This is a genomic window from Campylobacter sp. MIT 21-1684 (assembly GCF_026241315.1).
Classification (GTDB): domain Bacteria; phylum Campylobacterota; class Campylobacteria; order Campylobacterales; family Campylobacteraceae; genus Campylobacter_D.
The window spans coordinates 56,512-76,000 of record NZ_JAPHNA010000004.1; the positions used below are offsets into that span (position 1 = coordinate 56,512).

At 31.3% G+C, this 19,489-nt stretch carries 20 protein-coding genes and 5 tRNA genes; 4 read left to right on the forward strand and 21 right to left on the reverse strand.

Features of this window, described 5'->3' with window-relative positions; translation table 11 throughout:
- Positions 1-17: 17 nt before the first annotated feature.
- Genes OQH62_RS02790 through OQH62_RS02830 form a run of 9 tightly spaced genes read right to left on the reverse strand, consistent with a single transcriptional unit; the run spans position 18 to position 7,211 of the window.
- The gene (locus tag OQH62_RS02790; protein ID WP_266013484.1) at positions 18-779 is read right to left on the reverse strand and encodes a pseudouridine synthase family protein; all 762 of its coding nucleotides are present in this window, start codon (positions 777-779) and stop codon (positions 18-20) included.
- Entirely contained in the window at positions 760-1,926 is a 1,167-nt protein-coding gene (gene waaA / locus OQH62_RS02795) for a lipid IV(A) 3-deoxy-D-manno-octulosonic acid transferase (RefSeq protein WP_266013485.1), read from the reverse strand. Before waaA ends, OQH62_RS02790 begins: the two co-directional genes overlap by 20 nt.
- 2 nt (positions 1,927-1,928) lie before the next feature.
- On the reverse strand, positions 1,929-2,636 hold the full coding sequence (locus tag OQH62_RS02800) for a zinc ribbon domain-containing protein (RefSeq protein WP_266013487.1): 708 nt from the start codon (positions 2,634-2,636) through the stop codon (positions 1,929-1,931).
- A gap of 9 nt (positions 2,637-2,645) precedes the next feature.
- Entirely contained in the window at positions 2,646-3,371 is a 726-nt protein-coding gene (locus tag OQH62_RS02805) for a Nif3-like dinuclear metal center hexameric protein (RefSeq protein ID WP_266013489.1), read from the reverse strand.
- Positions 3,358-4,221 carry a glycine--tRNA ligase subunit alpha gene (gene glyQ / locus OQH62_RS02810; RefSeq protein WP_266013491.1) on the reverse strand — a complete coding sequence of 288 codons (864 nt, stop codon included), beginning with the start codon at positions 4,219-4,221 and terminating at the stop codon, positions 3,358-3,360. Before glyQ ends, OQH62_RS02805 begins: the two co-directional genes overlap by 14 nt.
- Before the next feature lie 5 nt (positions 4,222-4,226).
- On the reverse strand, positions 4,227-4,757 hold the full coding sequence (locus OQH62_RS02815; protein WP_266013494.1) for a DUF3972 domain-containing protein: 531 nt from the start codon (positions 4,755-4,757) through the stop codon (positions 4,227-4,229).
- Positions 4,758-4,766: 9 nt separating this feature from the next.
- Positions 4,767-5,261, reverse strand: coding sequence for a 5-(carboxyamino)imidazole ribonucleotide mutase (purE, locus tag OQH62_RS02820; RefSeq protein WP_266013632.1), 495 nt, complete (start codon positions 5,259-5,261; stop codon positions 4,767-4,769).
- Between the two features lie 10 nt (positions 5,262-5,271).
- On the reverse strand, positions 5,272-6,528 hold the full coding sequence (locus tag OQH62_RS02825; RefSeq protein WP_266013497.1) for a peptidase U32 family protein: 1,257 nt from the start codon (positions 6,526-6,528) through the stop codon (positions 5,272-5,274).
- On the reverse strand, positions 6,525-7,211 hold the full coding sequence (locus tag OQH62_RS02830) for a chemotaxis protein (RefSeq protein WP_266013500.1): 687 nt from the start codon (positions 7,209-7,211) through the stop codon (positions 6,525-6,527). The genes OQH62_RS02825 and OQH62_RS02830 overlap by 4 nt, the downstream gene beginning before the upstream one ends.
- A gap of 258 nt (positions 7,212-7,469) precedes the next feature.
- Between OQH62_RS02830 and glnA the strand changes: the two genes are divergently transcribed.
- Positions 7,470-8,900 (forward strand): type I glutamate--ammonia ligase, encoded by a 1,431-nt coding sequence (gene glnA / locus OQH62_RS02835; protein ID WP_266013503.1) that lies wholly within the window; start codon positions 7,470-7,472, stop codon positions 8,898-8,900.
- 23 nt (positions 8,901-8,923) lie between these two features.
- On the opposite strand, the gene OQH62_RS02840 is transcribed toward glnA, so the two are convergent.
- From OQH62_RS02840 to OQH62_RS02860, 5 genes are all read right to left on the reverse strand, one after another.
- Positions 8,924-8,999, reverse strand: a tRNA-Arg gene (locus OQH62_RS02840).
- Between the two features lie 13 nt (positions 9,000-9,012).
- A tRNA-Lys gene (locus tag OQH62_RS02845) sits at positions 9,013-9,088 on the reverse strand.
- 63 nt (positions 9,089-9,151) lie between these two features.
- Positions 9,152-9,228: transfer RNA gene (locus tag OQH62_RS02850), tRNA-Asp, on the reverse strand.
- 30 nt (positions 9,229-9,258) lie between these two features.
- Positions 9,259-9,334, reverse strand: a tRNA-Val gene (locus OQH62_RS02855).
- A 5-nt stretch (positions 9,335-9,339) separates the two neighbouring features.
- Positions 9,340-9,415 (reverse strand) — tRNA-Lys (locus OQH62_RS02860).
- A gap of 172 nt (positions 9,416-9,587) precedes the next feature.
- Between OQH62_RS02860 and OQH62_RS02865 the strand changes: the two genes are divergently transcribed.
- Entirely contained in the window at positions 9,588-10,013 is a 426-nt protein-coding gene (locus OQH62_RS02865; RefSeq protein WP_266013508.1) for a hypothetical protein, read from the forward strand.
- On the opposite strand, the gene OQH62_RS02870 is transcribed toward OQH62_RS02865, so the two are convergent.
- On the reverse strand, positions 9,990-11,183 hold the full coding sequence (locus OQH62_RS02870) for an ABC transporter permease (protein ID WP_266013511.1): 1,194 nt from the start codon (positions 11,181-11,183) through the stop codon (positions 9,990-9,992). The two genes, OQH62_RS02865 and OQH62_RS02870, sit on opposite strands and share 24 nt — an antisense overlap.
- The gene (gene secA, locus OQH62_RS02875; protein WP_266013514.1) at positions 11,180-13,762 is read right to left on the reverse strand and encodes a preprotein translocase subunit SecA; all 2,583 of its coding nucleotides are present in this window, start codon (positions 13,760-13,762) and stop codon (positions 11,180-11,182) included. The genes OQH62_RS02870 and secA overlap by 4 nt, the downstream gene beginning before the upstream one ends.
- Positions 13,763-13,876: 114 nt before the next feature.
- On the opposite strand from secA, the gene lolA reads away from it, so the two are divergent.
- Positions 13,877-14,377 carry a LolA-like outer membrane lipoprotein chaperone gene (gene lolA, locus OQH62_RS02880; protein WP_266013517.1) on the forward strand — a complete coding sequence of 167 codons (501 nt, stop codon included), beginning with the start codon at positions 13,877-13,879 and terminating at the stop codon, positions 14,375-14,377.
- 19 nt (positions 14,378-14,396) lie between these two features.
- Here the strand turns inward: lolA and OQH62_RS02885 are convergent, their stop codons facing one another.
- Together OQH62_RS02885 and OQH62_RS02890 are read right to left on the reverse strand one after the other, a co-directional pair.
- The gene (locus OQH62_RS02885) at positions 14,397-15,089 is read right to left on the reverse strand and encodes a hypothetical protein (protein ID WP_323053599.1); all 693 of its coding nucleotides are present in this window, start codon (positions 15,087-15,089) and stop codon (positions 14,397-14,399) included.
- Between the two features lie 9 nt (positions 15,090-15,098).
- Entirely contained in the window at positions 15,099-16,424 is a 1,326-nt protein-coding gene (locus OQH62_RS02890) for an ATP-dependent DNA helicase (RefSeq protein ID WP_266013520.1), read from the reverse strand.
- Positions 16,425-16,476: 52 nt separating this feature from the next.
- On the opposite strand from OQH62_RS02890, the gene OQH62_RS02895 reads away from it, so the two are divergent.
- Positions 16,477-17,808, forward strand: a complete 1,332-nt coding sequence (locus OQH62_RS02895) for an SH3 domain-containing C40 family peptidase (protein WP_266013525.1) — start codon at positions 16,477-16,479, stop codon at positions 17,806-17,808.
- Here OQH62_RS02895 and OQH62_RS02900 read toward each other — a convergent pair.
- From OQH62_RS02900 to OQH62_RS02910, 3 genes are read right to left on the reverse strand one after another with little or no spacing between them, the layout of a single operon-like run.
- Complete coding sequence (locus OQH62_RS02900) at positions 17,789-18,661, reverse strand: aminotransferase class IV (protein ID WP_266013528.1); 873 nt, start codon at positions 18,659-18,661, stop codon at positions 17,789-17,791. The genes OQH62_RS02895 and OQH62_RS02900 overlap by 20 nt on opposite strands.
- A gap of 25 nt (positions 18,662-18,686) precedes the next feature.
- Positions 18,687-19,262 carry a DJ-1 family glyoxalase III gene (locus OQH62_RS02905; RefSeq protein ID WP_266013531.1) on the reverse strand — a complete coding sequence of 192 codons (576 nt, stop codon included), beginning with the start codon at positions 19,260-19,262 and terminating at the stop codon, positions 18,687-18,689.
- Positions 19,255-19,401, reverse strand: coding sequence for a hypothetical protein (locus OQH62_RS02910; RefSeq protein WP_266013535.1), 147 nt, complete (start codon positions 19,399-19,401; stop codon positions 19,255-19,257). The genes OQH62_RS02905 and OQH62_RS02910 overlap by 8 nt, the downstream gene beginning before the upstream one ends.
- Between the last annotated feature and the right edge of the window lie 88 nt (positions 19,402-19,489).

Consider the following 19,489-nt stretch of genomic DNA (forward strand, 5'->3'; position numbering starts at 1 on the left):
TTATATAAAAGCTTTGCTTAAATGCCTTTAAAATCTAGATTTTTTATTTCAAAGCCCATTTGAGAAAAAGTTTCGTCTAAATGGGCTTTAAAAGAATATTCTAAAAACCGTATTTCATAGCTATGTAAATACATTCTACGAGCTGAAATTTTGGCATATTTTTCATCTCCTATAATTCCATGTTTAATAAAAGCTGTATGTACTCTAATCTGATGCGTTCTGCCTGTTTGTATTACTACTTTTGCAAGAGTTTTTTTTCCAATAACCATTAACGGTGTAATAATACTAAGTGCTTGGAGTCCTTGTTTGGATACTTTAGTATAAGCACCACCTTTTATTTTCATAGTCAATAAAGGCTCATTAATAGTAATCTGTTCAGCTAATACTCCATCAAGTACTGCGATATAGCTTTTAAAAACCCTTTGTTCTCTAAATTCTTCTATACACTTTTTACGAATTGCATCATCTTTGCACAATACAAGCACTCCACTTGTCTGCTTATCCAAACGGTGAAGCAACTTAGCCTTATAGAGTTTTTCTAAATCTTCACTAATGCAATTATAAGGTTTATTTATAGCAAGAATTCTATTATCTTCAAATAGTATATGAGCTTTTTTTATTTGTAATACTTCAAATTTGCTCTTTTTATCCATCAAAGTTCTTGCAAGAATAATTTTTCTTCCTTGTGAAAAAACACAACCCTTATCAATCATATCTTTTGCTTTCTTATGAGAAATTCTTTCTTGAAATGCTAAAAGTTTATAAGCTTTTTCCTGCATACACACCTTTCTGGATAGCTTGAATGATCGGTTGTAAATCTTTTTTTTGCTTAACTATGGCTTGATTATTTTGCCTATGAACTAATTCATCAAATTCTTGTATATTTTCACAGAAAATAATATTTTCTACTTGAGAAAAAAGTGTTTTTTGGTTATCAATATATTTTCCACTTATAATGCTATTTTTAAAAAAAGCCGCTTCGACAGGATTGTGTCCTCCTATACCTTTCACAAAAGAACCGCCAAGTACTACTACATCACTAATAGAATAAAAATTCACAAGCTCTCCCAAAACATCAAGCAAGACGATTTGATTTTTAAAGAGTTCTTCTATTCCATTATCGAAAGAAAAATCACTTACTGTGCTAAAACCTATGCCTTTGCTTGATAACAATTCTTTAACCTCTACAAAACGCTCAGGATGTCTCGGTGCTATAAGCAATTTTTCATTCTCAAGCAAACTAATATTTTTAAGCAAAAGTTCTTCTTCGTTATTGTGGGTATTTGCAAAAAGAATAAGTTTTGAACAAAGTTTTTGCAATTTCCTTGTAAGTTTTGGCTCTAAACTTGCTTTTATATTACAAAAAACATGTACATTTTTCGCACCAAGCTCTAAAAGCCTTTCTTTATCTTTTTCACTTTGAGCAAATACCTCATCAATATAAAAAAACACTTTTCTATAAAAAAAAGCAAATCTTTTATAATTTTTATAAGATTTTTCTGTAATTCTTGCATTCACAAGAATGACTTTCGCACCTTTAACTTTAGCGCAAAAAACAAGCATTAACCAATACTCTGCTTCAAAAAGTACCAAAACTTTACAAGGCTTTAACCAAAAAGGAAGAAAAGGTTCAAAAGCTAAAAAATTAACCTTTTTACAAAACATACAAGCATAATCAAAACCTGTTTGTGTAATAGTGCTCACTCGAGAATCAAAACAAAGTACTAATTTTTCAATACTTTTTGCTTCACCCAAAGAACAAATGTGAAAATGTACTGCGGCAAGCTGTTGTTTTATATTTCTATAAAGAAAGAAACGAGCCTTTAAGCTATTTTTATATTTCACCTTTGCAAAAGAAAGAAGAAAGATGAAAGGAGCGGCAAAAAACCATACTATTACAACAATGATATAATAAAGAAAAAGCAAATTTATTCTTGGACTTTATAAAGTATCCTTCCACAATGCGGACAAGTAACGATTTCTTCGCCTCGTATTATAGAAAGATGAGTTTTATCATAAATTTTCATAAAACATCCATAACAAGCCTGTTTTTTCACAGGGACAACAGCTGTATTTTTCGCCCATTTGCGAATTTTTTCATAAAAACTCAAAACTCTTTGATTCATTTCAGCTATTAATTGTGTTTTTCTATCATAAACACCCATTCTCTCTTTTTCTATGGTTTGTATTTGAGTTTGAATATCAATTTTAACACTCTCCATTTGCTGCACTTCTTTTGCTTTTTCATCTAAGAGTTCTTTTTTAAAAGCCTCTTTGCTGTCTAAAATTTTATCAAGCCTGACAATCTCATCATTTGCTGCGTCTAACTGCTCTCTTGCTATATCTTCTTCTATTTTTAGAGCATTGGCTTCTTTTTCAGTTTTTACCATAGTACTTTTTTTTGAAAGCTCCTTGATCTTAGTCGAAAATTCTGTAATATGAGTATTGTTTTGAATTTTTTGCTGCTGGGTGTCTTTAATTTCATTATCCAAATCGCTTAATTGAATATCAATTTTAAGAATTTTATTTTCTGCGTCTTTTAAAACTTTACTTATGGTCTCAATTTTAGGTTCAAAACTATCAATTTCTTGGTCTATTTTGGACAAAAGCACCAATTGCTCAAGATATTTATTCATTTATTTTCCTTAAACATAATTAAATGGATTTTTAGAATTTCTTATTATAACCTCTAGCGATAAATTTTGCAAATTTCTTGCAAGACTTTGAGCAAAATAGTTTTCAGATTCAAAATGCCCTATATCGATAAGATTTAATTGATTTTCAATAGCCTCAAAAGCCTGATGATACTTTAAATCTCCTGTCAAAAAACAATCAGCATTAACTTCTTGTAGTAAATCACCGCCACTACCAACACAAACCGCGATACGTCTAAGATTTTTTTTTCCACAATAGCTTACTCTTAAAAATTGCATATTAAAACTTTTCTTTACCAATTCACATAATTTCGAAAAACACATATCTACATCTATATAAATCAAAAATTTTTCTTGTGTATAAGATTGAAAACCTAAAATTTCGGAAACAACATAGGCATTAAGATGACTTAAATCGTAATTCGTATGCAAAGAAATCAAAGAAATATTTTTTAGCAACATATCCTTTATTATTCCCACAGGATACTGCTCTCCTCTTAAATTCTTTAGAGCTTTAAAAAGTAAAGGATGATGGGTGATACAAAGAGAATTCGGTTCAAATTCATCAACAAGTTTTTTACTAAGATCAAGACTTATATAAATCTTTTCAATTTCATCATTGCTATTGCCTAACAAAAGCCCACTATTATCCCAATTCGCCTGAGTTTCAAAAGGACTTAATGTATTTAAAAATTCATAAACTTCAATTAATTTCATTCAATGTATTCTTATAAGTTTGAGCACAAGTTTTAGAAAGTTCTCGTATTTTTAACATATATTCTTGTCTTTGAGCAACAGAAATCACCCCTCTAGCATCAAGCAAATTAAAAGTATGGGCAGCAAGCATACAGTAATCATAAGCAGGAAGTGCTAATCCTTGCTCTAAAATTCTCTTACATTCTTTATATGCATTTTCAAATTGTGAATGTAACATAGAAACATCACTCAACTCAAAATTATATTTACTAAATTCATACTCACTTTGCCTATGCACATCTGCATAGCTTATCTTCTCTCCTTTATATTCACTCCAAATAATATCATATACATTTTCAACATTTTGCAAATACATTGCAATTCGCTCAAGCCCATAAGTGATCTCCACACTAACCTGCTCTACTGCCAAACCTCCAACTTGTTGAAAATAAGTAAATTGTGTTACTTCCATACCATCAAGCCATACTTCCCAACCTAAACCCCAAGCACCTAAACTCGGACTCTCCCAATTGTCTTCAACAAAACGAACATCGTGATTTTTCAAATCAAAACCAAGCTGTTGAAGACTCTTAAGATAAAGTTCTTGTATAGCATCAGGACTAGGTTTAATGAGCACCTGAAATTGATAGTACATCCCCAAACGATTAGGATTTTCTCCATATCTCCCATCTGTAGGTCTTCTGCTTGGTGCAACATACGCACTTGCCCAAGCTTTTTTTCCTAAACTTCTCAAAAAAGTTGCAGGATGAAAAGTACCTGCCCCAGCCGGCATATCGTAAGGCTGCATAATAGCACAACCTTGTTCTTGCCAATAATTTTGCAAATTTAATATCATTTGTGAAAAGGTCATCTATATTACTCTTCTTTGCTTTTTTCATTATTTTCTAATGCATCATTTTGTTCTAATCGAGATTCTTTACCAAAAACATCAATGGTTTTATTCCACATTAATTTATATTTACGTTTAAGAAATTCTATCTCTTCACGAGCGTGTTTAAGCTCAATATTCAAAGTTTCTGCAGTAGTTCTTCCCTCATCGTATAATTCTTGCATAGAATATAAAGCATCTTTTAAGAATTTATTTTCATTTTTTAAAGCTTCTAAGGTTTCATCTTTAGCATCTAAAACCTTTTCGTGTAAATTTAAAATTGTCCCTATTGTTTTTTCAACAAAACTTTCACCAGCTAAAGTCATAGAATTCACTAAAGTGTTTTGCGATTTTGCTGCACTTGGAACAATTGAAAAAGTACCTTGATTAGCTTCTATATAAATTTTACCTTCTTCCTCTTTAAAATTCAGTGCTCCATTTGCCATCATCCCTTTAACAACATCTTCGTTCAAATGAACTAATTTGCAAAATTCTTGAAGTTCTAAATATGCTTGCATTTATATCCTTTATAACAAAACTTCTACTTGCTTTGAATCTTTTTCAATCTTTTTTTCATTTTCTTGCCGGTCCTGTTTTAATGCTTGAGCTAATTTTTCATTATTTAAGGCAAGAATTTGCAATGCTAAATAGGCTGCATTGATAGCACCTGCCTTCCCTATGGCTAAAGTACCTACAGGAATGCCACTTGGCATTTGCACAGTCGAAAATAAAGAATCCATACTCGCTAGATTGCTCCCGCTCATCGGTACACCAAGTACAGGTTTAAGAGTGTAGGCTGCACAAACACCAGCCAAATGCGCTGCCATACCAGCCGCGGCTATAAAAACCTTTGCTCCTTTTTTTTCTGCATTTTCAAGGTATTCTTTTGTTCTTTTTGGGCTTCGGTGTGCTGAAGTGATAACAAGCTCATATTTAACTCCAAAATTTTTAAATACTTTAACACACTCACTCATTATTTCATAATCGCTTTTACTTCCCATTACAATAGATACGAATTCCATCATTTTTCCTTTAGCAAAGTTCTTTTCTCAAAAAACTAAATTCTTCTATCTTACAAGGCATTTCTATCTCATTTTCATTGCCGCTATGAATCACGCTCATCTCTTTTTTATTTTTTGTAAAAAGTTTTTTGAATTCCAAAAAAGTTTTCCCGTCTTTTTCATAAATTTTGCCCAAATGATTTTCGCAACAAGGATATTTCGTTCCAAGTGGAGAAAAAAGCTCATAAGGTACATAAGGTACAATTTTGCCTTTACATTTTAAAAAAAATCCATCTTCGCTAAAAGCCTGAACTTGATGCGAACCTTCTTCCATACTTGTTTTAAAATTCTGAGTATCAAGCTTTTCAAAAGCACGATTCACAAGATAACCTTCTGTAAAACCTCTATTTTTCAAAGTGTAAATCTCTTTTTCATATTTTTGTGCTTCAAATTTTCCAGAAAGAACATCTTCAATTGCCATTTTATAAGTGCGAGTAGTAAGTGCTACATAATATTCACTCTTTGTGCGACCTTCAATCTTAAAGGCACTAATACAATTTTGCGCCATAATTTTTTCTATATAAGAACACAAATTTAAATCTTTAGAATTAAAAATATGACTACCGCTTTCATATTCTTCTATGCGAAATAAAGTACCATTTTCAGGATTACTTGCATAGAGTTCATAATTAAACCGACAATCGTTAGCACACGAACCGCGATTGCTCATTCTTCCACTTTGTACAGAACTTATCAAACAACGACCAGAATAAGCAAAACACATAGAACCGTGTACAAAAGCTTCTAATTGCACTTCACAATTTTCTTTTAAATCTTTAGCATCTTTCAAGCCTAATTCCCTAGCAATAACTATACGCTTTGCTCCCATAGATTGGTATACTTTTGCATCAAGAAAATTAAGAACATTTGCTTGAGTGGAAACGTGTAAAGCAATTTCAGGAGCCAGCTCACGCACTAATTCCATTACGCCAACAGAAGCTACAATAAAAGCATCCGGTTTCATTGCTCTAAGTCTTAAAATATGCTTTTTTAAACCCTCTATTTGAGCACTCAAATGAAATCCATTAAGAGTAACGTAAAGCTTTTTTCCTTTTTTGTGAGTGTATTGTATAGCCTCTTCAAAACTTTCGTAATTAAATTCTCTTGATGTGCGTGAACGAAGAGAAAAGTTATTTACTCCAGCATAAACAGCATCAGCCCCATACGCTAAAGCTATTTTTAATTTAGTAAAATTTCCAGCAGGTGCAACAAGCTCTGGAATGATCATTTCTGCCCTAAACTTGCAATCAAAGCTTCAATTTCATCATTACTTACAGTATCAGTATCAGTATCACCCTCAATAAACACAGCAGAACTCACTCGTTTACTATCATCGATTTTACCTTCAAACAAAGAATTCATATAACGGCTTAAAGCTCTCATAACATTGATAACTCTTTCAATTTTTTGTCGATGAATATCTTGATATTGCATTGCATCCATTGTCATCATCACTTCATCTTGTCCGCTTTGCAAATTATCAATCACTTCCTTACTTTTCTTTTTAATATTTTTATTTAAGTCTAAAATCCTGCTAAAACTTTCAACATTTGGAAATTTCTCATTAAGTTTAGAAAAAATTTCTATATTTTCATCAAACACTTGATTAAGTTCACCGACCAATGCTTCAGAATCTGCAAAAAAAATATTGATACTCTCAAGCTTATCCATTATTTCAGTAGCTTTTTTTTCACTATCCTTTGTTACATCATCAAGTTGATGGACAACTTTATGTTCTTGATTCGGTGGTGGTGGTGGCCAAACCATAGTAGGATTGTCTTTATAATCGCTCATACTAACTTCCTGAAGAGTTAAGTTGTTATCATCCTGATTATCTTCTGCAGTCTCTGTTTGAAGTGAATTTAAATCAACACCACCATTCATCAAACTATCAAGCTCTTCTTGAGTCATTAATGTCCTTTATTCTAATTTCTTTATATTTTTAAATGTTTTCATTATAATAAAAATAACTTAAAACTGCAATAAAGAATTTTCTATTTCCTTTAATTAAATGCAAGGCTAAAAACTTTCTTTAATTCTTTTTTCAACAAAAAAGAGATAACTCTCAAAAATAAAAATTTAAATAACTTAATAAAAAAATATTAATTAAAAATAAATTAAAAAATTTATGATACAATTTCATAAATTTTAAAAAAAAGGAGTAAAAAAATGGGTAAGTTCGTTTCTAATGTTGATGAATTTTTTAAATTCTGTAAAGAAAATGAAGTATTTTTTGTTGATTTTCGTTTTACCGATATGACAGGAGTTTGGCATCATATGACTTACAATCTTAATGTTATCAATGAAGAAACCTTTGAAAATGGCATTCCTTTTGATGGAAGTTCCATAGAAGGTTGGCAACCAATAGAAAAATCAGATATGGTGTTAAAACCAGATGTTAAAAGTGCTTTTTTAGATCCTTTTACAGCAGATCCTACTATTATAGTTTTTTGCGATGTTTATGACATTTACAAAGGGCAAATGTATGAAAAATGTCCAAGAAGTATAGCCAAAAAAGCTGTGCAATATCTTAAAAATAGTGGTATAGCTGACACAGCATATTTTGGACCAGAAAATGAATTCTTTGTTTTTGATAGTGTGAAAATTATCGATACAGCAAATTGTTCAAAATACGAGGTGGATACAGAAGAAGGAGAATGGAATGATAACAAAGATTTCAGCGAAAGCTACAATACAGGCCACCGTCCAAGAAACAAGGGAGGATATTTTCCTGTCCAACCAATAGATTCTTTAGTAGATATTCGTGCAGAAATGGTTCAAACTCTTGAAAAAGTAGGTATAAAAACCTTTGTTAATCACCACGAAGTAGCACAAGGTCAATCAGAAATTGGAGTCAATTTTGACACCTTAGTTGAAGCTGCTGACAACGTGCAAATTTACAAATACATTGTAAAAATGGTTGCTCATCTTAACGGAAAAACTGCGACTTTTATGCCCAAGCCGCTGTATGGCGACAATGGTAATGGAATGCACGTGCATATGAGTCTATGGAAAGATGGAGTAAATTTATTTTACGATAAAGAAGGATATGGTTCTTTAAGCCAAACAGCTATCCACTACATAGGTGGGATATTGAAAAATGCAAGAAGCGTTGCAGCCTTTACAAATCCTAGTTCTAATTCATATAAAAGAATAGTTCCGGGTTTTGAAGCACCTTGCATACTTACCTATTCGTGTCAAAATAGAAGTGCGAGTTGTCGTGTGCCTTATGGAATAAGCAAGAATTCTGCTCGTATAGAAATTAGATTTCCAGATAGCACTTCAAATCCTTATTTGGCTTTTGTAAGTCTTTTGATGGCAGGACTTGATGGGATTAAAAATAAAGATATACCTGTAGGTCCAATGGATGAAAATTTATTTCATCTTACCTTAGACGAAGTCCGTGAAAAAGGTATAGAGCAATTACCGCACACTCTTAGAGGAAGTCTTGAAGCACTGATACGATATAATTCTTATCTTAAGCCTGTGATGAGCGATTTGTTTATCGACCATTATCAACACTTAAAATTTGAAACACAGGTATGGCCAGTAGAAGCCCGTCCTACAGCATATGAATTCAAAACTTGCTATTCGTGTTAAAAAGCAATACCATTATACTAAGATGGCGACCCTTAGAGGATTTGAACCTCTGTTTCCACACAGAGAAAGTGTTGTCCTGAACCACTAGACGAAAGGGTCGTGCAAATATTTTTGGTGTCCCGTGTTGGATTCGAACCAACGGCCCCCTCCTTAAAAGGGAGATGCTCTACCAGCTGAGCTAACGAGACAAAATTGATAAAAAAATAAACTTATTTTCTTGACAAACATAAACCAATTAGTAATTTAATATGTGGCGCGGCGGACGGGGCTCGAACCCGCGACCTCCGGCGTGACAGGCCGATATTCTAACCAGCTGAACTACCGCCGCAACAAAAATGTCAGTATATGCTCTTGATAGTGGTGGTCGCTATAAGACTCGAACTTATGACATCCACCTTGTAAGGGTGGCGCTCTACCAACTGAGCTAAGCGACCGAATTTGGTGTCCCGTGTTGGATTCGAACCAACGGCCCCCTCCTTAAAAGGGAGATGCTCTACCAGCTGAGCTAACGAGACAAAAATAAAAGAGTGATTATGCCAAAATACATTTTTATTGTCAAGTTTGAGCTATATTTTTTATTTACAACAAAGAACTTATAAGTCTCAACCTAAAACACGCGATGAAAATTCATACGAAATCAATATAATGTTTTGTTACAATATAAATCTTAATTTATAAGGAAGAACAATGCTTATATACGATAAATCAACAATGCTGGAATTTTTATGGATAGATTCTTTTAATTTTTCGAGACATTTTACAAACAAAAAAACAGTGCTATGTTTTTTTTATGACACAAAATTAATTCACAATTCTCAAGCCAAAGGCTTTGATTTTGCAGTCCTTATACAAAACACTGACGATATTTTTTTAAGCAATGCTTTAGGGGCAAAGTTTCTTCTCTTTAACGATAAGAAACTTGCCAAGTTTGGGGCAAAAGCAGCTGAATTTTATCTTTTTGATAGCAAAACCCTCTTGCTAGTAAAAAAGATAAAAAATCTCCATAAAGCTTACAAAATAGGGCTTGATGGCGTTATAGAAAGAAACTGTATTTTTAATTTCAAGGAAAATAAGATTTCACAAGAATCGCTACTCATTTCTCAAAGTGTCTAAAATATTTAATTCCGCTGCCTTTTTCGCAGGATAAAAAGAAGACAAGGCTATGATACATAAAGCACCTATTACAGCTAATAAAAAATCAAATAACGATAAATCAAGAGGCAATTTGCTTATACCATACACATCAGCAGGCAAACTGATAATATCAAAATTTCCTAAAATCCAAAGAATTATAAAAGCTAAAACTATGCCAAGTAATACTCCGCTTCCGCCAATAAGCATTCCTAATGTAAAAAAACTTTTCTTAATCTCGTTTTTACTTGCACCAAGTGCAAGTAAAAGAGCAATTTCATTCCGCCTGTTCATCACTATCATCAATAAAGAACTCACTATATTCAAGCTTGCTACAATAATAATAAGCATTAATACTATAAAAAGTGCTCTTTTTTCAAGCTCTAAAGCTGAAAAGATATTTTTATTTTGTTCCCACCATCCCACAACAATATAATCATCTTGTAAAAATTGTTTTAAAGCTTTCACATCACTAAAAGCATCCTTGCTGAAAATGTGAATTCCATCGTATTTATAAGAAGAATGAAGAACTTTGTTTAGAGTGTTTATATCAACATACATATAAGCCTTATCATAAAAAGCAAGACCTGAAGTAAATTGAGCTTTAACATCAAAACGTTTGCTCTGAGGCATTAAAGAAAACCCGCTAGGATTTAAATTCGCAAAGATGAGAGAAAGTTTATCTCCTTCTTTTAAATCAAGCTCATCAGCAAGTACTGAACCTATTACTATATCAAAAGAACTGATATTTTGTTCTTTTAAAGCTTTGCTAAGTACTTCATTTACAAGAATTTCATCTTGAAAATTGACACCAAAAACTACAGCTCCATCAAAACGATTTTCTCCTCTTATTGCTACTTGAGTACTTTGATAAGGACTAAAAAAAAGATTAGGAAAATGTGTTTTAAGCTGATGTAATAAATTTTCATTTATAGATGTATAAAATTTAGGCAAAATAGTGATAGGATAGCTCATTACAAAAAATCTCTTCTGAAATTCTTTATCAAAACCATTCATAATAGCCATTGCAACAAGCAAAACACAAAGTCCTACGCAAACTCCTAAAAAAGCCAAAATCATAGAGAGATTGATAAAAGGTTGTTCTTTGTCAAAACGCAAATATTTAAAAAGCAAATACCGACAAACACTCAAGCTAAAATCCCTTGTTTTGGACCACCTTTTCCGTGACATTCTTTAAATTTTTTCCCACTACCACACGGGCAAGGAGAATTTCTTGGAACTTTTTTCAATGGGGTTTCTGCTAAAACATTTTTATCGTCTCTTAATTCAATAGTGCTTTGTAAAAACCTTTCATTTTTCTGCAAAGCTTTTTGCTGAAAATCATCAGTTTGATTTTGTTGCATTTGTACGCTAAAAAGCACTTTAACACTGTCGAATTTTATGCGATTAACAAGATCTAAAAAAAGATTGTAACTTTCCTTTTTATACTCTACCAAAGGATCTTTTTGATTGTATCCACGAAGCCCTATACCTGTCTTTAAAATATCCATTTGATATAAATGTTCTCTCCAAGCAGTATCAAGAACCTGCAAATACAAAATACGTTCTAAGTTGCAAAGCTCATTTTCTGGAACATTTTGCATTTTCTTTTTATAAGAAGACATCAAAATTTCTTTTAATTTTTGTTCGATTTGCATTCTATCTAAATTTTTAAAATCACTTGATTGTAATTCGGTAGAACATTCATAAAGAATTTTTACCTTTAAATTTTCAAAATCAAACTCTGCTACATTTTCATCAGAGAAGTATTCACTTATTATATTTTCGACATACTCGCTAATATTTTGAGAAATTTTCGCTCCTATATTATATTTTTCATCTAAAAGTTCATTGCGGTAACGATAGATCGTTTTTCTTTGTTCATTTGCTACATCATCATATTCAAGTAAATGTTTTCTACTTTCAAAATGCAAACTCTCTACTTTCTTTTGTGCATTTTGTACTGCTCGTGTTACTATGCTTGACTCTATGCTTTCACCTTCTTTAATTCCAAGTCTATCCATAATACTTTTAATCCTATCGCCTCCAAAAATCCTCAAAAGATTGTCTTCAAGACTAAGGTAAAAACGACTTATACCGGGATCGCCTTGACGTCCTGAACGACCACGTAACTGGTTATCAATACGTCTGCTTTCGTGTCTTTCTGTGCCTATGATATAAAGCCCACCTAATTTTCTTACTTCATCATCAATTTTTATATCCACCCCGCGTCCTGCCATATTTGTAGCTATGGTAACAGCACCTTTTTTTCCAGCATCAGCTATAACAAGGGCTTCTTGTTCGTGATTTTTTGCATTTAAGACGTGATGAGGAATTTTCTCTTTAACAAGCATAGTATGAAACACTTCACTTCGTTCTATACTTGCTGTTCCTACTAAAACAGGCTGTCCTTTCGAATTTGCTTTCTTTATCTCTTCGATTACAGCTTTAAATTTCTCATTTTGTGTTTTATAAATTAAATCATCTTTATCTATTCTTTTAATGGGTACATTGGTAGGAATAGAAACAACATCAAGATTATAAATTTGTGAAAATTCACTTGCTTCTGTTTGAGCTGTTCCTGTCATACCTGCGAGTTTTTTATACATTCTAAAATAATTTTGAAAAGTAATATCAGCTAAAGTTTGACTTTCTTCTTGAATTTTTACATTTTCTTTCGCCTCTAAAGCTTGATGTAAGCCGTCGCTAAAACGTCTACCTTCGCTTAATCTACCCGTAAATTCATCTACAATGATAACTTCATTATTTCGTAAGACATAATGCACATCTTTTTCAAACAAAGTATGAGCCTTTAAAGCTTGATCAAGCTGATGTGCTAAAATTGCATTATCAAGGCTGTATAAATTTTCTACTCCATAAAGCTTTTCAGCTTTGGCTATACCTTCTTCAGTGATTAAAATGGTACGACTTTTTTCATCAACAATAAAATCACCTGTAGGTTTAGATTCAACTACTTCACCTCGTTTCATTTGTTTAGCCACCTCATTTGCTTTAATGTAGCCATCCAAAGTACGGCTTGTAGAACCGCTAATAACAAGTGGTGTCCTTGCTTCATCAATTAAAATACTATCAACCTCATCCACTATAACAAAATGGTGCTCTTTTTGAGTTTTTTCTTTTGAGGAAAACTTCATATTATCACGCAAATAATCAAAACCGAACTCATTATTTGTTCCATAGGTAATATCACATTCATAAGCTTGCTTATGAAGCATATCGCTATTTTGAGAAGAAAGCACAACACCAACTGAAAAGCCCAAAAAATTATAAATAGCGCTCATTTGTTCAGAGTCTCTTTTTGCCAAATAATCATTTACAGTTACAATATGCACCCCTTTTCCACTCATAGCATTTAAAACCACAGGTAAAGTTGCTACAAGCGTTTTTCCTTCTCCTGTTTTCATTTCAGCAATCTTGCCATCGTGCAATACCATACCGCCAATAAGCTGTACATCAAAATGACGCATATTTAAAGTCCGTTTTCCAACTTCTCTCACTATGGCAAAAACATCATTTAAAACTTCATCTTCATTTTTTTCTTCATTTTGAATTTGATTTTTAAGTTTTGCAAATTCTGCTTGAAGATCTTCGTCACTCAAAATGCTGTATTTCTTTTCTAAAGCATTAATCAGCTCAACTCTTTTAGTATATTTTTTCAACTCGCGTTCATTTTTCGTCCCAAATACTGCTTTTAAGGTGCTTAAAAACATTACACAACCTTTTATATTTTGTCAAAATTGATTTTAAAGCTTTTATTATAACGATTATTTAATTAATTTAGCTAGAATTTCTGTCCAACTTTACATAAGGAAAAAAAGAAAAGTATGAAAAAAATCGTGTTTTTTTTTACTCTCTCTATACAACTTTTCGCTTTTGATTTCAATACCTTTTCAAGCGATTTTACTCAAACAATCAAAACAAAAAATTCTACCTTGTCATATAGAGGTTCCTTTGTTTTAACCAAACAAAAAGCATTTTGGAGTTACACAAGTCCAACAAAAAAAGAGATTTATATCAATCAACACCATATTACCATAGTTGAACACGACTTAGAACAAGTCATATTTTCCACCTTGCAAAATATTCCAAATTTAAATGAAATTTTCAAAGAAGCCACAATGATTGACAAAAACAAATTAATAGCACATTATGAAGATAAAACCTATACAATAATTTTAAACAAAGAACAAATTCAAAGCATAAATTATAATGATGAATTTGATAATATAATTACCATCAACCTTTCAAATCAAAAGAAAGATTTTCCTATAAATGAGAATATTTTTGTACCTCAATTCCCAAAAAATTATGACAAAGTGTATTAAGTTTATACATTCAAAGAATTCATAAACTTGTATTTTCATCATCAAATTCTATTTGGAATGGTGCATTTAAATTATTTTTGCTTTGTTTTTCAACTTCTTGTTTATTCAAAGATTGAAACTTTGAAAGATTGCTCTCTGCTTTTTCTGTTAAAGCTCCTTTTGTCTTCTCCTCAATATCAAATGTCATTTTAGGAACGTTTAAATTTTCTATATTAAGATCATCATTTTCTTGCTTTTCTCCAGTAAAAAGCATATCGACTTGTGGTATTTGTACTTTTGGAATTTCTAAATTATTAATAGTATTTTCGATGATGGCACTTGTATTTTTCTCTTTAACATCAGTACTTTGCAAAAAACGTTTCAATTCTTCTATGTCAAATTTTTCTACACCACTCAAAGATAAAATATAAATATTATCTATTTGCAATTTATATTTCTTTTCTATAAATTTTTCCAAAGTATTTTTAAAATTATTTTTACCACGTTCTGTAAAAAGATCTTCATAAAAAAAACCTGATATAACAGTATAAACACTATCAATAATTTTCTTTTCATTTGGAACAAGACTATCACCTTCAAATTCTAAAGAAAGCTCAACTTTTTTTAGAGTATGTGTTGTACTCTTAGAATATAAGTCCGTTCTTAGTTTGCTAATTTCTAAACTATTTGCATTTAAAATCATAGGGAATAAAAACACAAATATTTTCTTCATTATTTCTCCTTAATTGTATTCTAAATTCAGAAAAAGATTCTCCCTGTAAAAACGAGAAACAGTTTCATCAAATTTTAAAATACTACCAAAATACTCTCTAAAATTCTTTCCTCTAGAACAGTAAATTTTCAATCCTTGAGGTCTAAGCGCACGAGAAAGAGCAACATAAAGCTGTGCGTTTTCAAAAACATTATCTATATCGCATACAAGATTTTGAATACTCATTCCTTGAGCTTTGTGAATAGTTATGGCATAAGCAAGTTTAATAGGAAATTGCTTAAAAGTTGCAAGAATAGTATTTGTTAAAGTATCATCATTGTTAATTAATTCTTGCATTGTAAAAACATAAGGTTTAAGTACAATTTTTACTCCATTACTTTTTGTAATTTGAATACAAATCTCTCCATCATTTTCTAAAACAGAATCAACAACACCTTGCTCTCCATTATAATAATTTTGTTCTTTATTATTTAAACAAAATATTATTCTTGCTCCAATTTTAAGATGTAAAACTTCAAGCACATTTAAACCCTTAATCCAAGATTGCAAACTTAAATCATTCAAATTCTCCTTTTCTTTTTTGCATTCAGCTTCAAAAGAAAACAACTCACCTTTTAAAGCAGAGAGTTTTTGATTGTTTATAAAATTGACTTTCTTATTAACACCACAGAGTAAAATAAAATGATCGCTTAATTGTTCTAATTCTTCAGAATTGATTACTAAATTTTCAAAATATTGTACAGTTTTTTGACTTGCAACCCCCTTGCGTAAAAAGGATAACTGTTTATAAAATTCCATATCTTCAGTCCTTTTTGGAGAGCTAAGTTCAAAATTGACACATTGTAATTCTTCCCAAAACAAAGAGGAAAAAGCATAATAAGAGCTTGAAAATAAATTCTCACTCTTTTCTTTTATAACAGGAGGAAGTTGATAAAAATCACCTACAAGTAAAATTGTACCGCTAAATAAAGAATTTTTAAGTCTTAAGGCTATCATATCAAAAACAAACGCACTCACCATAGAAATCTCATCAATAACAATAAGTTCAAGTTTTTTTAAAATTGCATTCAGTTTAACAAGCTTTTCTTTTTGTTTTTTATCATAAGAAGCAAGCTCTGTTGCGTTAGTACAAAATCCTAAACAAAAAAAACTGTGGAGAGTTGCTCCATTAATATTAAAAGCACTTAAAGCAGTAGAACCCAAAGCAATAACATTTTTACCTTTATTCTTATACGAACGAATGAGCTTGGTAGTTAAAAAACTTTTACCAACCCCGGCTCCTCCACTTAAAAAAACGTTATTATGCCTTAAAGTTTTTTCCAATTTATCAAGCATTATACTTCCTTGTCGTATAATTATAACATTTTAATTATCTAAAGGTTTTACTATGCGTTTTTTTATTTACCTCTCATTACTTGTCCTAAGTGCTTGTGCTGTAAAAAATACAACATATAGTAAAGAAATAAATGAAATTTCTCATTACGCAACATTAGAATTTGAACAAAATACGACGCTTTTACCACAATTAAGCGACACTGTACATTTTGATGAAAAAGCTTATAAGAAGCATTTCTTTAGTCCTTGGCATAGCAGTTTTAAAAATATAAAAGCTAAAGAATTTTTTTGGTCTTTTGATATCTATAAAAATCCTAAAAATGAATACTATTTTTTTAACAAACAAAGAATTCCTTTGTCTTGGTTTGAAAAACAAATTGCAAATGCTAATGTAAGTCAATTAGGCACAATCAACAAAAAAGCTCTTGTAATACAAAATAGCCTCTTAAAAAATTTTCCAACACAAATGGCGATTTTAAAAGATCCTTTTAAAGAAAATGAAGGGATTCCTTTTGACTATGCAAATGATAGTATTGCTAACATAGGCTCTGCTGTCCTTATTTCTCATTACAGCAAAGATAAAAAATATGTTTTTGTACAGAGTGAGAGCGGTTTTGGTTTTATCGAAAGTCAAAATATAGAATTTTTCAGTGAAGAAAGAGTAAAGATTTACGAAAATTTACACTTTCTCACCCCTCTGAAAGAAAAATTACCTGTTTTCAAAGAAGATGGGACTTTCTTCTTTGAAACAAGAATAGGAAGCTTATACCCATATTATAAAGAAGACAAACATTATTTTTATGGAAAAATAGGAAAAAATAAATTCCGCATTGCAAAAAATAGTGCCGCAAAATTTCCTCTTCAGTTTAATAGTACAAATCTTAAGAATCAAATTTCACAAACCTTAGGATTACCTTATGGTTGGGGTGGTTATAGTTTTGAACGAGACTGTTCTTTGCTTTTACGAGAACTTTTTTCTGGATTTGGACTTTTCTTGCCTAGAAATTCCCTCCCCCAAAAAAATGCTTTCGCACATTTTGATATAAGTTTGCTCAACAATACTCAAAAACAAGAATTTCTAAGCAAATTTGCAAAACCTTATTTAAGTTTGCTCTATTTGAAAGGGCATATTATGCTTTATGTTGGACAAATACAAGGACAAAATAGTGTCTTTCACAGCATTTGGGGACTTCGAAAAAGCAAAGATGAGAGACTGCTTCTCTCACAAAGTGCTCTTACAAGTTTAGAGATAGGCAAAAAAGAAATTAAAAATGAAGATTTGTTGCTTAGCAAACTAGCAGAAGTTTCTATTATCTCATTAAATGATACAGAAAAAATGGAAATTGAAAGATATTTAGAAAATTTTAAAAAGAGTGAGTTTTAATTTCGTCAAGAATTTTCTGTTTATACTTTTTGCGAAGTTTTGGAACAAATTCGCCTATTTTTCCACCATTGATAAGTCTTGAATCTGCTTTAACAACAGGTAAGAGTAAAAAAGTAGCTGCTGAAATAAAAACCTCATCAGCCTCATATACTTCATTCATACTGAAAGCTCTTTGACATATCTTTAAATTAAGTTCTTTGGCAAAAATAAGTATATTTTTTCTACGAATTCCACCTAAAATTTCATTTGATAAAGCTTTTGTAATGAGAGTTTTGTCTTTAATGATAAAAGCTGAAGAACTTGTACCTTCAGTTACTTTACCATTCTCTATCATAAACGCCTCATCAGCACCAGCTTCTAAAGCTTTTTGTTTAGCATAACACTGTGCTATAAGTGAAATAGTCTTAATATCTCGCCTCTTCCAACGCAAATCAGGTACGCTTATTATACTTAAACCATTTTTTTCAGCTTTGTTGTTTAAAATATCGCATTCAAAGACAAAAATGAAAATACTAGGTTTTAAACCTTTTAAAAAAGCAAATTCTCTTGAAGCTATACCTCGAGTAATTTGTATATAAACACCCCCTTCTTGTAGAGAATTTTTGACAAGCAAATGGTTTATAAGTTCTTCAAATTCATCTTCTTTATAGGGAATCTCAAGAGAAATAGCTTTGAGACTTCGTTTAAACCTCTCCCAAAATTCTTCTCTATCAATGATTTTGCCTTCTACAATAGGTAGTACTTCATAAACACCATCGCCAAAAAGGAAGCCTCTATCAAAAACACTAATTGTAGCTTCTGTACTCCTTAGAAATTCTCCATTGACAAAGACAATATCCTTTTCTTTCATCATACAAACAACCTTAAAAATTAAATAACTATCCTTGTTTCGATAAAGGTACAAGCATACCGTTGTATAAAGTTTGATACACTTCATCGCCACAAAGCTTTTTTACAAGTTCTAATCCAAATAAAATAGCTGTTGCAGGACCTGCTGAAGTAATCACATTTTTATTAACAACAACGGCTTTTTCCACTCTTGTACCATTAAGACCATTTTCACAACTTGGATAGCAAGAGAATTCTCCCTCTAAAACACCTGCTTCATTCAAAACTATAGGGGAAGCACAAATAGCAGCAACAATTTTTCCTTGGGAGTGCAGTTGTTTAATGGTATTTAGAATGATTGCATTCTTTTTAAGAGCATTCATACCCTCAAAGCCTCCCGGTAAAGCAATGGCATCAAAACTTTCAAGCTGTAAAGAATCAAGAACGCATTCTGCTTGTATTGTAATACCATTTGCCCCTTGTACTGCAAGCTCTTTATCTAAAGAAGCAATAACTACTTCTAAAGCGTTACTTAAATGTGCTGCTCTCTTTAATACATCAGCAATACCTATAAATTCAGCCTCTTCAAAACCTTGTGCCAAAGGAATTAAAACTTTTTTACTCATTATCATCTCCTTTATTCAATTTTTTATATTTTTTCTCACGTTCTTTTGCTTTTTGAATCATCTGCCTGTTAAAACCTATAATTAAAAACATCATTAAACATACAAAAAATACAATCATTATACAATTTAAAATCTTCATAAACTCCCTTTCTTTAAAGTCTAACACAAAAACATAAATTTTTAAAGAAAAAGCAAAGATATTTGTATAAAATTCAAGATTTATACCA